General features: G+C 72.4%; 11 protein-coding genes. 5 read left to right on the top strand and 6 right to left on the bottom strand.

The window, feature by feature from the left end; all coding sequences use genetic code 11:
* Nucleotides 1-18: 18 nt before the first annotated feature.
* The 3 genes from AB0C12_RS01455 to AB0C12_RS01445 are packed head-to-tail and all read right to left on the bottom strand — an operon-like array spanning nt 19 to nt 4,648.
* Nucleotides 19-1,140 (bottom strand): aromatic ring-hydroxylating dioxygenase subunit alpha, encoded by a 1,122-nt coding sequence (locus tag AB0C12_RS01455; RefSeq protein WP_360542932.1) that lies wholly within the window; start codon nt 1,138-1,140, stop codon nt 19-21.
* A complete protein-coding gene (gene solA, locus AB0C12_RS01450) occupies nt 1,137-2,288 on the bottom strand; it encodes an N-methyl-L-tryptophan oxidase (protein WP_360542930.1) in 1,152 nt (383 codons plus the stop codon). The genes AB0C12_RS01455 and solA overlap by 4 nt, the downstream gene beginning before the upstream one ends.
* A gap of 8 nt (nt 2,289-2,296) precedes the next feature.
* Complete coding sequence (locus tag AB0C12_RS01445) at nt 2,297-4,648, bottom strand: FAD-dependent oxidoreductase (RefSeq protein WP_360542928.1); 2,352 nt, start codon at nt 4,646-4,648, stop codon at nt 2,297-2,299.
* Nucleotides 4,649-4,878: 230 nt separating this feature from the next.
* Between AB0C12_RS01445 and AB0C12_RS01440 the strand changes: the two genes are divergently transcribed.
* The gene (locus AB0C12_RS01440; protein ID WP_360542926.1) at nt 4,879-5,535 is read left to right on the top strand and encodes a DedA family protein; all 657 of its coding nucleotides are present in this window, start codon (nt 4,879-4,881) and stop codon (nt 5,533-5,535) included.
* On the opposite strand, the gene AB0C12_RS01435 is transcribed toward AB0C12_RS01440, so the two are convergent.
* Both AB0C12_RS01435 and AB0C12_RS01430 read right to left on the bottom strand, forming a co-directional pair.
* Nucleotides 5,520-6,164, bottom strand: a complete 645-nt coding sequence (locus AB0C12_RS01435; RefSeq protein ID WP_360542924.1) for a response regulator transcription factor — start codon at nt 6,162-6,164, stop codon at nt 5,520-5,522. The genes AB0C12_RS01440 and AB0C12_RS01435 overlap by 16 nt on opposite strands.
* Nucleotides 6,155-7,267: a histidine kinase gene (locus tag AB0C12_RS01430; RefSeq protein ID WP_360542922.1), complete on the bottom strand. Its 1,113-nt coding sequence runs from the start codon at nt 7,265-7,267 to the stop codon at nt 6,155-6,157. Before AB0C12_RS01430 ends, AB0C12_RS01435 begins: the two co-directional genes overlap by 10 nt.
* A 151-nt stretch (nt 7,268-7,418) precedes the next feature.
* Here AB0C12_RS01430 and AB0C12_RS01425 point away from each other — a divergent pair, with 151 nt between their 5' ends.
* The 4 genes from AB0C12_RS01425 to AB0C12_RS01410 are packed head-to-tail and all read left to right on the top strand — an operon-like array spanning nt 7,419 to nt 11,603.
* Nucleotides 7,419-9,011: an MFS transporter gene (locus tag AB0C12_RS01425; protein WP_360542920.1), complete on the top strand. Its 1,593-nt coding sequence runs from the start codon at nt 7,419-7,421 to the stop codon at nt 9,009-9,011.
* 46 nt (nt 9,012-9,057) lie between these two features.
* Nucleotides 9,058-9,672 carry a TetR/AcrR family transcriptional regulator gene (locus AB0C12_RS01420; RefSeq protein ID WP_360542918.1) on the top strand — a complete coding sequence of 205 codons (615 nt, stop codon included), beginning with the start codon at nt 9,058-9,060 and terminating at the stop codon, nt 9,670-9,672.
* Nucleotides 9,669-10,640 (top strand): pyridoxal-phosphate dependent enzyme, encoded by a 972-nt coding sequence (locus AB0C12_RS01415; RefSeq protein ID WP_360542916.1) that lies wholly within the window; start codon nt 9,669-9,671, stop codon nt 10,638-10,640. Before AB0C12_RS01420 ends, AB0C12_RS01415 begins: the two co-directional genes overlap by 4 nt.
* Nucleotides 10,641-10,700: 60 nt before the next feature.
* Nucleotides 10,701-11,603 (top strand): DUF5995 family protein, encoded by a 903-nt coding sequence (locus AB0C12_RS01410; protein ID WP_360542914.1) that lies wholly within the window; start codon nt 10,701-10,703, stop codon nt 11,601-11,603.
* On the opposite strand, the gene AB0C12_RS01405 is transcribed toward AB0C12_RS01410, so the two are convergent.
* On the bottom strand, nt 11,590-13,089 hold the full coding sequence (locus tag AB0C12_RS01405) for a diguanylate cyclase (RefSeq protein WP_360542912.1): 1,500 nt from the start codon (nt 13,087-13,089) through the stop codon (nt 11,590-11,592). The two genes, AB0C12_RS01410 and AB0C12_RS01405, sit on opposite strands and share 14 nt — an antisense overlap.
* Nucleotides 13,090-13,896 lie beyond the last annotated feature (807 nt).

The following is a 13,896-nucleotide window of genomic DNA, read 5'->3' as shown; positions in this document are numbered from 1 at the left end:
CTCACCCTAACGACGCGTTCAGGCGGCGAGGCGGGTACGCAACCAGTCGTGGAAACCGGCGATGTGGTGCTCGCTGGGCACCAGCACCCCGCCGCCGGCGTACGCGCGCGACGCCATCCCCGGCTGGCAGCGCTCGCAGGCGTCGAAGTCCTGCCGGTTGACCCGGTCGAAGAGCTCCACCGAGCGCGACAGGTCCCGGCCCTCGGCGACCACCTCGCTGAGGTAGAGCCAGTCGCACTCGACCACCGTGCGGTCGGCCGCCAGCGGGTACATCCGGTGCAGGATCACGTGGTCCGGCACCAGGTTGAGGAACACCTGCGGTTTGATGGTCACCGCGAAGTAGCGCCGGTCCTGGCTCTCGTCGATGCCGGCGATCGGGGTCACCCCGGCGCTGCCGTCGACGGTGAAGCCCTCGACGCCCGGCCCGAACTCGGCACCGTGCCCGACGTAGTACTGCGCCGCGTAGCCGCCCGCGAACTCCGGCAGCACGTGCACCAGCTCCGGGTGGATCGTCGCGCAGTGGTAGCACTCCATGAAGTTCTCGATGATGAGTTTCCAGTTGGCCCGGACGTCGTACCGGATGCGCCGGCCGACCGTGAGGTCGTCGATGCCGTAGCGTTCCACCGCGGCCAGGTCGCCCAGCCGCTCCTCGCAGGCGCTCTGCACGGTCCCGGCGAACGACGGCGGGGTCGCGGCCAGGCACACCCAGACGTAGCCGAGCCACTCGCGCACGTGCACCGCGTTCAGGCCGTACTCGACCCGGTCGATGTCGGGCATCTTGACCAGGTTGGGTGCGGCCACCAGCTTGCCGTCCAGGTCGTACGCCCACGCGTGGTACGTGCACCGGAACGTCCGCTTGACCGACCCGCTGTCCTCGGCGCACAGCTGCGCACCGCGGTGCCGGCAGATGTTGAGGAACGCGCGCGCCTCCCCGGCCGCGTTCCGGGTCACCAGCACACTCTCCCGGCCCACCCGGACCGTACGGAACGCGCCCGGCGCGCCGACGTCCGAGCCGCGCACCGCGCAGAACCACATCTGCTCGAAGATCCGCTCCTGCTCGGCGGCGAAGATCGCGGGATCGGTGTAGTAGGTACCCGGCAGGGTCCGCAACAGGCTGGCGGGCAGCTCGGTCATGGTCATGTGGTCACCCCTGTGAGGCGGCGTGGGTGGAACAGATCGATCGGGTGCGCCGTCGCGCCCGTGGTGGCCAGATCGGCCAGGATCTCGCCGACCACGGGCACGAACTTGAAACCGTGGCCGGAGAACCCGCACGCGACGGTGACCGCCTCGTGCGCCGGGTGCCGGGCGATCACGAAGTGCTCGTCCGGGGTGTTGCTGTACAGGCAGGTCTTGGCGCGCAGGAACGTGCCGGGCAGGTCGGGCAGGTTGCGCCGGGTCCGGTCGGCCATCGCCCGGATCTCGTCGGGGTGCACCTCGCGGTCGATGGTCTCGGGGGTGGTGACGACGCCGCGCCGGAAGAACGCCACCTTGGCGCCGCCGTCCGGCCCGTCGATGGCCGGGAAGCCGTAGATCTGGCTGCCGGCGGGGTCCTCCCAGATGTAGATCGGATGCCGCTCGGGCGTGAACGGCGCCACCCCGCCGGCCGGCTGGAACCAGTACTGCACCTGGCGTTCGATGGTGAACGGCACCCCCAGGTCGGCGAGCAGCTGCGGCGCCCACGGTCCGGGGGTGATGACCAGCTGCCCGGCCGTGTACGAGCCGGAGCCGGTCTCCACCCGTACGCCGCCGCCCGCCGCGGGCCCCCAGCTGGTCATCGGCTCGTCGAAGTGCAGCTCGGCGCCGGCCCGCGCGGCCAGCGTGAGCTGCGCCGACACGGTCGCCTCGGGGCGTACGAAGCCGGCCTTGGCCTCGTAGAGCGCCACCTCGTCCGGGCGCGGGCTCAGCGTGGGGAAGCGCCGGCGCAGCGCCTCGGCGTCCAGCATCTCGTGGTCGAGCCCCCAGCGTTCGGCGCTGAGCCGGCTGCCCGACACGGTGAGGCTCTCCGGCTGCCCGACCATCACCCCGCCGGTGAGCGTGATGACGTCGGTGCTGGAGTCGCGGGCCAGCGCGTCGTACAGCTCGTAGGCGCGCAGCAGCAGCGGCACGTAGTCGGGGCTCTCGAAATAGGACTGCCGGGTGATGCGCGAGCCGCCGTGGCTGGCTCCCCGGTCGTGCGCCGGCCCGAACTTCTCCAGGCCCAGTACCCGGACCCCGCGCGCGGCGAGCTGGTGGACGGCCGCGCTGCCCATTCCACCGAGCCCGACAACGATGACGTCAAATGCGGCCACGCCGGCTCCTATCGCCGAATCCGTTCATGCTTCGGGTCGAACAGCGGCTCGGCGGCCACGCGGGCGCGCAGCAGCCGGTCGAAAAAGCCGATCTGGACGGCCGTGCCGGGCACGGCGACCTCGGCGGGCAGCCAGGCGTACGCGATCGCGGCGCCCACGGTGTGCCCGTACGCCGCGCTGGTCACGAATCCGGCCGGCTTGCCGTCGGCGTACACCGGTTCCCGGCCCATCGGCACGCAGCCCTCGTCCTCCAGCACCAGGCAGGTGAGCAGGCGCGCGGGTGCACGCCGGTCCAGCAGCGCGGCCCGCCCGACGAAGTCACCGCGGTCCAGCCGCACGGCGAAGCCCAGCCCCGCCTCGTACGGGTCGTCCTCGGCGGTCATGTCGGTGCCCCAGGCCCGGTAGCCCTTCTCCAGCCGCAGGCTGTTGAACGCCGCCCGGCCGCCCGCGACCACCCCGAGCGCGGCACCGGCCTCCCACAGCGTGTCCCACAACCGCAGCCCCAGTTCGGCGGTGGTGTAGACCTCCCAGCCCAGCTCGCCCACATAGGACAGCCGCAGCATGGTGACCGGCACCTGACCCAGATGGGCCCGCCGCGCCTTGAAGTAGCCGAACGCGGTGTGCGAGACGTCGATGTCGGCCAGCGGCGCGATCAGCTCCCGGGCGAGCGGCCCCCACACGCCGACGCAGCAGGTGGCGCCGGTGATGTCCCGGATCACCACCCCGGCCGGGGCCCGCCGCAGCAGCCAGTCCAGGTCCAGCGGACCGTTGACGCCGACCTGGAACCGGTCCTCGGCGAGGCGGGCCACGGTCACGTCGCTGCGGATGCCGCCGCCGGTGTCGAGCAGCAGCGTGTAGACCACCGTGCCGACCGGCCGGTCGAGGTCGTTGCTGCTCAGCCCCTGCAGGAAGGACAGCGGGCCGGTCACTTCGAGGCGGGTCAGCGGGGTCATGTCGTACAGGGCGACGCGCTCCCGGGTGGCCCGGGCCTCGGCCGCCGCGATCGGCGACCAGTGCCGGGCCGACCACTCGTCGCGCGGGGCGTCGGTACGGGGCAGATCGGCGTTGGCCTCGTACCAGAGCGGCCGCTCCCAGCCGGCGGCCTCGCCGAACACCGCACCGAGCTCGCGCTGCCGGGTGTGGAACGGGCTCACCCGCAGGTCCCGGACCGAGGGCGGGTCCAGCGGATGGATGATGTCGTACACCTCGACGAAGCTGCGCACCGAGCGTTCCCGCACGTACGCCGGGGACAGCTGGGACACGTCGAAGCGGTTCAGGTCGCACTCGTGCAGGTCGACGCCCGGCCGCCCGTCGATCAGCCACTCGGCCATCGCCCGGGCCACCCCGGCGGAGTGCGTCACCCAGACCGCCTCGGCCGTCCAGAAGCCCCGCACCTCGCGGGACTCGCCGAGCAGCGGGAAGCCGTCCGCGGTGAACGAGAAGACGCCGTTGAAGCCCTCGGCGACCGCGCCGCCGGCCAGCGCGGGCAGCAGCTCGGTGGCGGCGGTCCACGACTCGGCGAAGTCATCGGGGGTGTAGGCCAGCATGGACGGCTGCGGGCCCTCGGCCAGCTCGGTCAGCTCGACCGGCATCGGCCGGTGCAGGTAGGAGCCGATACCGAGCCGGTCGCCGTGCGAGCGGAAGTACAGGTCGCGGTCCTGGTGGCGCAGGATCGGGGTGGGCAGCGGGCCGGGCAGTGTCGTGGTCCGGGCGTACTGGTGGGCCATCGGCAGCAGCGGCACCGGCACTCCGGCGAGGGCGCCGACCGCGGGGCCCCAGAAGCCGGCGCAGCTGACCACGATGTCGGCCGGATAGGTGGCGTCGTCCGTGCGTACCCCGGTGACCCGGCCGCCGGTCCGCTCGATGGCCACGACCCGCTGGTGCGGCCGGAAGCGGGCGCCGCGGGCGATGGCCCGGCGGGCCTGCGCCTCGCCGGCGTCGACCGCGCGGGCCAGTCCGTCGCTCGGCACGTGCAGCCCGCCCAGCACCTCGCCGAGCAGCGGATAGAGCCCGCGGCAGGCGTCCGGCCCGAGCACCTCCGCAGCGATGCCCCACGCGGTCGCGAAGCCGTGTCGCCGGTGCAGCTCGCGCAGCCGTTCCGGGGTGGTCGCCACCTCCAGGCTGCCCACCGCGTCGAAGCACCCGAGCTCGGTCAGTTTCTCCACGGTGTAGCGGGCCAGCCGGGCCATCGTCCGCGACGGGTTGGTCTGGAACACCAGGCCGGGCGCGTGCGAGCTGGATCCGCCCGTGCTGAACAGCGGACCCTGCTCCAGCACCGTCACATCGGTGCGGCCGCGCAGGGTGAGCTCGTCCGCCAGGGCGCACCCGACGATCCCCGCTCCGATGATGACGATCGCCATGCCCCACGTCCCTTCGCCGAACGAACGTGCCGTACCTAGGAGCGGGCCGTGTCTCCGTCGTCACAGAATCGACAGCGGCGGTGGCGCCGGTCAATGGGCGATCGAGACTTTTACCGCGACGCAACAAACCGCACCTGTGGTTTTCCGCAGGGTCCGGCTGCGGTGGCCCGCAGGCAGATCTGCGGTCTGGCTCATGGTGCCCGCCGGGCCCGCTTCCTAGCGTCGACGTCATGACTTCCACCTGGGTTTCCGCAGCTGAAACGACGTCCGCCGACGGGGGCGTCACCGGTTTCGTGACCGGTCTGGTCGAGCGGCTCGGCGGCCCGGGCGCCGGCCTCGCCGTCGCCCTGGAGAACCTCTTCCCGCCGATCCCGAGCGAGGTGATTCTCCCGCTGGCGGGGTTCGCCGCCGCCCGCGGCGACTTCAGCCTGGTGGGCGCGATCGCCTGGACCACGCTGGGTTCGGTGGTGGGCGCGATCGCCCTGTACGCCGTGGGGGTGGTGCTCGGCCGGGACCGGATCCGCGCCGTCGTCGCCCGGCTGCCGCTGGTCAGACAGGCCGACGTGGACCGCACCGAGGCCTGGTTCGCCCGGCACGGGGTCAAGGCGGTGTTCCTGGGCCGGATGATCCCGATCTTCCGGAGCCTGATCTCGATCCCGGCCGGGCTGGAACGCATGACGCTGGGCACTTTCCTGCTCTGCACCACGCTGGGCAGCCTGATCTGGAACACGGTCTTCATCCTGGCCGGCTACGGGCTGGGGGAGAACTGGCCGGCGATCCAGGAGTGGGTGGGCGCGTACCAGAACGGGGTGATCGCCCTCTGTGCTCTGGCCCTGCTCTGGTTCGTCGCGGCGCGGGTGCGGCGGTCCCGTCAGGAGCTCAGGTAACGCAGGACGGCCAGGACCCGGCGGCTGTAGCCGGCCGCCCGGTTCAGGTCCAGCTTGTCGAAGATCGCGTTCACGTGCTTCTCGACCGCGCTCTGCGACACGTGCAGCTTCGCGGCCACGGCGGCGTTGGTGTGCCCCTGCGCCATCTGCTCCAGGACCGCCCGTTCGCGCTCGGTGAGCCGGGCCAGCGGGTCCACGTGCGAGGTCCGGGCGAGCAGCCGGCGCACCACCTCGGGGTCGATCGCCGCGCCGCCGGTGCCGACCCGGTCCAGCGAGGCGAGGAACTCGTCCACCCGCGACACCCGGTCCTTGAGCAGATAGCCGACGCCGGCCGAGTCGGCGCCCAGCAGCTGGGTCGCGTACGTCTTCTCGACGTGCTGGGACAGGACCAGGACCCCGACGGCCGGCCACCGGCGCCGGACCTCCAGCGCCGCCCGCAGTCCCTCGTCGGTGTGGGTGGGCGGCATCCGGACGTCCACCACGATCACGTCGGGCCGGTGCCGCTCGACTTCCCGCAGCAGCGCGTCGCCGTCGCCGACCGCCGCCAGCACGTCGTGCCCCTCCTCGGCGAGCAGGCGTACCAGGCCCTCGCGCAGCAGGGTCGAGTCCTCGGCCAGGATCAGTCGCACGGGATCTCCACCTTGATCTCGGTCGGCCCGCCGGCCGGGCTGTGCACGGCCAGGACGCCGTCGAGCGCGGCGACCCGCAGGCCCAGGCCGGACAGGCCGCTGCCGCCCGGGTCGGCACCACCGGCACCGTCGTCGCTCACCAGCACGGACACCCCGGCGTCGTGCCGGGTGACCGCGACGTCGATCCGGGCCGCGCCCGAGTGTTTCACGGCGTTGGTGACGGCCTCGGAGACCACGAAGTAGGCCGCGGTCTCCACCGGTAGCGGCAACGGCCGGGGCAGCCGCAGCTCCAGGTGCACCGGGATCCCGGAGCGTTCCGCCACCGCGGCCAGCGCCTCGGCGAGCCCGAGGTCGTCCAGCACCGTCGGGTACGCCCGCCACGCCACCTCGCGCAGCTCGACCAGCAAGTCCTCGGACTCCTGGTGGGCCTGGGCCAGCAGCCGGGCCGCCGCCTCCGGGTCACGCCGGCGCCGGGCCCGCCCGAGCAGGACGGCCAGCGCGACCAGCCGTTGCTGCACGCCGTCGTGCAGGTCGCGCTCGATGCGCCGGCGTTCCCGGTCCACCGCCTGCACGATCCCGGCCCGGCTCTCGGACAGCTCGGCGATCCGGCGCCGCAGCTGCTCGTGCTCGGGGGGTCCGAGGTACCGGCGGGCCAGCCGCGTGTCGAGCCGGGCCAGGGCCACCACGCCCTGCAGGTCGAGGAAGAGCAGCACGCCGCCGAGCAGCAGCTGGCCGAGCAGGTCCCAGCCGCCCAGCGAACCGCGCACCAGCCCGCGTACGACCAGGACGGCCAGCACCAGACCCACCGCGAGCAGGCCCAGCACGATGCCGGAGAGCAGGCCGGTGCCCACGCGGGCGAGCAGGTAGGGCAGCGGTTGCCGGGCGGGTGGCCATTGCTCACCGAAGAACAGGGAGCGGCGGCGTCGTTCGACGGCGACGAGCCGGTCGGCCCCGGCCAGGGCCCAGCGCCGGGCGGCGGGCCGCCGGCGGGGCACCAGGACCGCCGGGAGCAGCGCGATCCCGCCGATGACCAGGCAGATCAGGGCCAGGACGGCGGTCAGGACCCCGGCGAGGAAGCCGGTGGCCGGCCGTACGGCGTGCACAGGCAACGACTCTAGCGAGGTGATCGACAGTGACGACGCCCACAATACGATACGAGTCTGTTCCGTATCGAGCGAGACGGGTCTACGGTCGGCCAGAGATACGGAACTGTTCCGTATCGGATCAGCCTCCACAGCTCAGGAGTGGCACCACATGGACGTTCCCGCCGCAGAGAACACCGGGCATCCCCGGCGCTGGGCCATTCTCGCCGTACTCGTCATCAGCCTGCTGGTGGTCGTGCTGGACAACACCGTCCTGAACGTCGCCCTGCGGACCATCGCCGACCCGGACGAGGGGCTGGGCGCCAGCCAGGGCCAGCTCGAATGGGCCATCAACTCGTACACCCTGGTCTTCGCCGGCCTGCTCTTCACCGCCGGCATCCTGGCCGACCGGCTCGGCCGCCGGATCACCCTGACCGTGGGGCTGGCCCTGTTCGGCATCGCCTCGCTGGTCTCCGCCTACGCCCAGACCGCCGACCAGCTCATCTGGGCCCGCGCGCTGATGGGCCTCGGCGCCGCCGCGATCATGCCGTCGACCCTGTCGATCATCTCCAACGTCTTCGACCCGCGTGAGCGCGGCCGGGCGATCGGCGTCTGGGCCGGCGCCGTCGGCCTCGGCGTCGCGATCGGCCCGATCGTCGGCGGCCTGCTGCTCGAGCACTTCTGGTGGGGCTCGGTCTTCCTGATCAACGTGCCGGTCGTCGTCGCCGGTGTGGTGCTGGTCAGCGTGCTGGTCCCCGAGTCGCGCGACCCGCGCCCGGGCCGCATCGACATCGTCGGCGTGCTGCTCAGCATCGTCGGGCTCACCCTGCTGACCTACGGCGTCATCGAGGGCGGCGAGAAGGGCTTCGGCCGGCCCGAGGCCTGGGGCACGCTGGTCGCCGCGGTCGCGGTCCTGACCGGCTTCATCCTGTACGAGCGCCGCATCGCGTTCCCCTCGCTGGACGTCAAGCTCTTCGCCATCCCGCAGTTCTCCGCCTCGGTCGGCGCCATCGGCCTGGTCTTCTTCGCGGCCATGGGCGCGATGTTCTTCAGCGCCTTCTACCTGCAGCTGGTCCGCGGCTACGGCCCACTGGCCTCCGGCGCGCTGTTCGTGCCGTTCGCCGCGGCCCAGATGGTCTTCGCACCGCGCAGCGCCGCGATGGTCAAGCGGTTCGGGCCGAAGCTGGTCAGCACCGTGGGCCTGCTCCTGGTGGCGGCCGGGCTGGCCGGCTGGATGATCGTCGGCGAGACCACGCCGATCTGGGTCGTGGGAGCGCTGTTCTTCCTGATGGGTGTCGGCATGGCCAACGTGATGCCGCCGGCCACCGAGGCGATCATGTCGGTGCTGCCCCGCGAGAAGGCCGGCGTCGGCTCAGCGGTCAGCAACACCATCCGGCAGATCGGTGGCGCCCTGGGCGTGGCCGCGCTGGGTGCGGTCGTCTCCTCCTCGTACCGCGACGACGTCACGACGGCCACGGCCGGCCTGCCCGACGCCGCCCGCGAGGTGGCCCAGGAATCCATCTCCGGCGCGTACGGGGTGGCGGCCCAGGCCGGACCGGGCGGGGCCGCGCTGATCAGCTCGGCCAACGACGCCTTCATCACCGCGATGCACTACGCGTCCATCGGCAGCACGATCTTCGCGCTGCTGGGCGCCCTGGTGGCGGCCGTCTGGCTGCCGGGCAAGCCGCCGGCCGGCGGCCCCGCCCCGACGACAGCCGAAGGGCTGGCCGAGGAGCAGGGCGTCGCACTGGTCGACGCGTCATGACGGGGGCAGGTGGCCACGACATGAAGGCTCGGTAACAATGGAGCCCATGACGACGGTCAGCGTGGACGAACCGGCCGGCCAGGACCGCAAGGCTCCTGGCCGGCCGCGCAACGCGCAGGCCGACCAGGCCATCATCCAGGCGGTCTTCGACCTGCTCAGCTCCGGCCAGAGCGCCGACGCCGTCTCCATCGAGGCGGTGGCGGCCAGGGCGGGCGTGGGCAAGGCGACGATCTACCGCCGTTGGCCCAACAAAGAGGCGCTGCTCGTCGACGCGGTGGCCACCATGAAGGGCCCGCTGCCGGAGCCGGTGGGCGAGTCGGTGCGCGACGACCTCATCATGCTGATCTCGGCCATGCGCAACAAGCGGATGGAGCACTACGGCAAGGTCACCATGTGCCTGCTGCCGGAGATCGCCAAGAGCCCCGAGATGCGGCGGATCTACCAGGGCGTCATCGAGCCGCGGCGTGACGTGATGCGCGGCGTGCTGCGCCGGGGCATCACGAGCGGCGAGCTGCGCGCCGACCTGGACGTGGAGCTGACCCTGCTGATGCTCTCCGGCCCGACCGCGATGCAGAACATGATGCACTGGAACCCGCAGGTCCCCGACGACAACTTCGCCGAGCGCCTGGTGGACGCCATCCTCCGCGGTGCCGGCGCGTGAGCGTCACGCTCGGCGATGTCTACGAGGCCGCAGCTCGGATCCAGGGTGTCGCGCACCGCACGCCCGTGCTGCGCTCCCGCACCCTGGACCGGCTGGCCGGCACCGAGGTGCACCTCAAGGCCGAGAATTTCCAGCGGATCGGCGCCTTCAAGTTCCGCGGCGCCTACCACGCCGTCTCCCGGCTCGACCCCGAGCAGCGGGCCCGGGGCATCACCGCGTACTCGTCGGGCAACCACGCGCAGGCGGTCGCGCTGGCCGCCCGGGAGTTCGGCACCACCGCGGTCATCCTGATGCCCGCGGACACCCCCGCGTCCAAGCAGGAGGCCACCGCGGGCTACGGCGCCGAGATCGTCACCTACGACCGCTACACCGGGGACCGGGTCGCTCTCGGTGCCGCGCTGGCGGCCGAGCGGGGGCTGGCGCTGATCCCGCCGTACGAGCACCCGCACGTGATCGCCGGACAGGGCACCGCCGCGCTGGAGCTGCTCGACCAGGCCGGTGAGCTGGACGCCCTGCTGACGCCGGTGGGCGGCGGCGGGCTGATGGCCGGCAGCGCCACGGCGGCCAAGGGGCTGTATCCGGCGATCCGGACGATCGGCGTGGAGCCGGAGGCCGGCGACGACACCCGGCGGTCACTGGCGGCGGGGGAGCGGGTGGCCGTGCCGGTGCCGCGCACGATCGCCGACGGCCAGGCCGCGGACATCCCCGGCGAGCTGACCTTCTCGATCAACCGCCGGCTGCTCGACGAGGTGGTCCTGGTCAGCGACGACGAGATCCGCGACGCCATGCGGTTCGCCTTCGAGCGGCTGCGCATCGTGCTGGAGCCCAGCGGCGCCACCGGCCTCGCCGCGCTGCTCGCCGGGCGGGTCCGGCCACTGCCGCGCCGCACCGGGGTCATTCTGTCCGGCGGCAACGTCGACGCCGTACGCTTCGCAGAGCTGGTCAATCCGGCATCTACTGTCGGGTAGCCGCCGGGACCCTGGTCAGCCGGGACCGTGTTCTCCATGGTGTACGGCGTGGAGGAATCGATGACAGTCACCTTCGACCGTGACGACGCCCAGCGCAGCGCCGGCGTGCTGCGCGACGAGCGCCTGCAGCTCACGCCCGCCGTGCCGCGGGGGCGCGGTTGGGCCCCCGCGCACATCGAGGTCGCGGACCTCTGCGGCGCCGAGTGCCCCGACATCGGCACGGTGCTCAAACACCTGACCACCGCGCAGCAGATCTTCGACCGTCTGCCCCCGCCGGCGGAGAACCGGGTCGCCGCGTTCAACTCGCTCTACTTCACCATCACCGACCGGGTGGCCCAGGCCCTGCGCACCGCCGACGTGCGCAACAAGGACTTCCTGGAGCTGCTCGACGTCGAGTTCGCCAAGCGCTACTTCTCCGCGCTGCGGCTGTGGGGCGACGACGACGCCGCCACCCCGGACGCGTGGGAGGTGCTCTTCCGCCGGGCCCAGGACGACCGCGTCACCCCGCTGGCCGCCGCCATGCTCGGCGTCAACGCGCACATCAACCACGACCTGGCGCTCGCCCTGGTCAGCACGTGGGAGCAGCTGGGCCCGCCGGACCCGGACGAGATCCACCCCGACTACCTGCTGGTCAACAAGATCTTCTTCGAGGAGATCCCCGGGCTGCGCCGGCGCTACTCGACCCCGTTCCAGCTCAAGATCGACCGCCTGGTCGGCAACCTGGACGACTGGAGCCAGCGGGTGCTGGTCTCGGTGACCCGGGCCCACGCCTGGGAGCAGGCCGAACGGCTGTGGTCGTTGCGCGACGACCAGGAGGACCTGGACCGGGCGCTGCTGGTGATGGACCGGGCCTCGGCCTACGTCGGCGAGCTCCTGCTGGTCGGCGACGACCTGGTCAACCTCGGCGGCAAGCTGCTGCGCGGACGGCGCCCGGGCCGCGGCGACGACGTCAGGGACCGCTGACCACCCGGTCCCGGCCCGCCCGCTTGGCGGCGTACAGGTGCTCGTCGGCCCGCCGGACGACCGAGTGGACGTCGTCGTCCGGGCGGAGCGAGGTCAGCCCGATGCTGGTGGTCACCCGCAGACCGGGGGCGACGGCCTCCCAGTCGTACGCGGCGACGGCTGCCCGGGCCGCCTCGCAGGTCGCCGCCGCGTCCGCCGGCGCGGCGTCCAGCACGAGGATGAACTCCTCCCCGCCGTGCCGGCCGGCGTGGCCGCCCAGCGACCGCAGGATGTCGGCGACCCGGCACAGGACGACGTCCCCGACAGCATGGGTCCAGGTGTCGTTGATCAGCTTGAAGTGATCGAGGTCGAGCAGGGCCACGCCGGCCGGGCGCCCGGCGGCGAGCCCGGCGGCAAGCCGCGCGTCCGACCGGCGCCGGTTCCACAGCCCGGTGAGCGCGTCCCGCTCGGCCATCTCCCGGAACAGCTCGGTGTTGCGGTGCGCCTCGTCGACGGCGTACTGCGCGTGCGCGACCCGGGCCATGACCTCACTCTGCTCGCTGCGGCGCACGGTCCAGGCCTCATGAAAATCGACCATCTCCCGGTACGCGGCCTGGAAGTCACCGAGCTCGGCATGGCAACCGGCCAGCATCCGTAACGCCAGCGCGTCGATGTCGGGCAACCGGTCCCGCTCGGCGATGTCCCGGCACCTCGCCAAGGTCTGCATGGCAGTGCCGACATTGCCGTCCCGCCGCTGAATGTCGGCCAACGTGATGAGCGCGGCCGGAATCGCATCCGAATCGGTCGGCGCGGCGCTCGCAATGGCCTCCTCGATGACGAGAGTGGCCTCCCGCGGCCGCCCCGTCTCCAACAAGATCCGGGCGACGGTGTCGGCACAGGAAGCATTCAACGGCTCCCCGGCCCGCTCGCTGTGCGCCCGCATCCGTCCCACCAGTGCCGAAGCACTGTCAAGATCACCATGGGTGTACGAACACCAGGCCCAGTTGTTCAAGTTGGCCAGTATCAGCGCCGGCCGGCCACAGGCATCGGCGAGCTGCTGCGCGGCCTCGAACTCCCCGTGCGAGATCCCGCCGATCCGCTGATCATTGACCTGCAACGCCAGAATGATCGCGTGATCCACCCGGAGGGTGAGCGGATCACCGTCCTCGAGCATCCGGTGGGCCGGATACGCATGCCGCACCGCCTCGGCGTTGTCCCCCGCGCGCCACAACCCGCCGGCGACAACCGCATGGGCGTGGGCGAGCACCACCCGGTCCGCACTGCTGGTGAGCAGCTCCCGCGCCTGCCGAACCCCGTCAGCGACCCGCCCACCACGATTGTCGAGCTCGGCCAGCACCAGCCGCCCCAGATCGGCATGCCGCTGATCACCGTCGGCGGTGGCCTGCCGAACGAGCTCCCGGGCCCGCCCGGCCAGCCCGTCATGACGCACATAGACATCCGCGATCAACGACTCGAACGCGGCGGCAACCGCGGGACGTACCTGCACGCCCGGCCCTATCGGCTCGCCACGGCAACACCTGAGCGGTCCACACCCGCACCGGACGCGGGCGCGCCGGGGTGGATCGCGGGGCGGAGCTCGACCGGGCTCATCACCCCGACCCTAGCCCTGCCTCCGGACGCTCCGGAACCGAACCGCGCGCCGGCCTGTCGGGCGGGGGTGCCGGTCGCCCTTGCTGCTCCCGGCAGAAAGTGGTGCGGGTCTACCTGCGGCCGGCGGGCGTTTCGCCCGCCGGCCTGTGATCACGTGCGTGGCGGTCTTGGAGCACTGGCAGGCCTGGTGGTGCGGGCGCAGCGCTCGATGGTCTCTTCGTGGTCGGGCCTACCCGGTGGTGGGCGTATCGCCCGCCTGCGCGGGTGTCGTGCGTGGCGTGAACCGCTGCCGGGCGCATCGCCCGCCAGCGTCATTGCGCTGTATGCCTGGTCTTGCGGGCGCAGCGCTCGCTGGTCTCTTCGTGGTCGGACCTACCCGGTGGTGGGCGCATCGCCCGCCCGCGCGGGTGTCGGGCATGGCCGGTAGGAGCCACTCGCGGGCGCATCGCCCACGAGCATCGTCTGACGCTTTTGCGGCGCATCGCCGCTGGTCATCCCCGCGTTCGGCGCTTTCCCACGGCGGGCGTATCGCCTGCTCGGCTTCCCGTGGTCGGCGCTTTCCGCGTCGGGCGTATCGCCTGCTCGGCTTCCCGTGGTCGGCGCTTTCCCGCGTCGGGCGTATCGCCTGCTCGGCTTCCCGTGGTCGGCGCTTTCCCGCGTCGGGCGTATCGCCCGCTCGGCTTCCCGTGGTCGGCGCTTTCCC

This window comes from Actinoplanes sp. NPDC048967 (assembly GCF_040649415.1).
Taxonomy (GTDB): Bacteria; Actinomycetota; Actinomycetes; order Mycobacteriales; family Micromonosporaceae; genus Actinoplanes.
The sequence above is the reverse complement of the archived record's forward strand: the minus strand, read 5'-3'. Positions and strand labels throughout refer to the sequence as shown.

What these genes read in the sequence shown, in the direction of transcription:
- AB0C12_RS01455 (WP_360542932.1), bottom strand. Translation starts at nt 1,140, where the DNA reads ATGACCATGACCGAGCTGCCCGCCAGCCTGTTGCGGACCCTGCCGGGT.
- AB0C12_RS01445 (WP_360542928.1), bottom strand. Translation starts at nt 4,648, where the DNA reads ATGGCGATCGTCATCATCGGAGCGGGGATCGTCGGGTGCGCCCTGGCG.
- AB0C12_RS01440 (WP_360542926.1), top strand. Translation starts at nt 4,879, where the DNA reads ATGACTTCCACCTGGGTTTCCGCAGCTGAAACGACGTCCGCCGACGGG.
- AB0C12_RS01425 (WP_360542920.1), top strand. Translation starts at nt 7,419, where the DNA reads ATGGACGTTCCCGCCGCAGAGAACACCGGGCATCCCCGGCGCTGGGCC.
- AB0C12_RS01420 (WP_360542918.1), top strand. Translation starts at nt 9,058, where the DNA reads ATGACGACGGTCAGCGTGGACGAACCGGCCGGCCAGGACCGCAAGGCT.
- AB0C12_RS01410 (WP_360542914.1), top strand. Translation starts at nt 10,701, where the DNA reads ATGACAGTCACCTTCGACCGTGACGACGCCCAGCGCAGCGCCGGCGTG.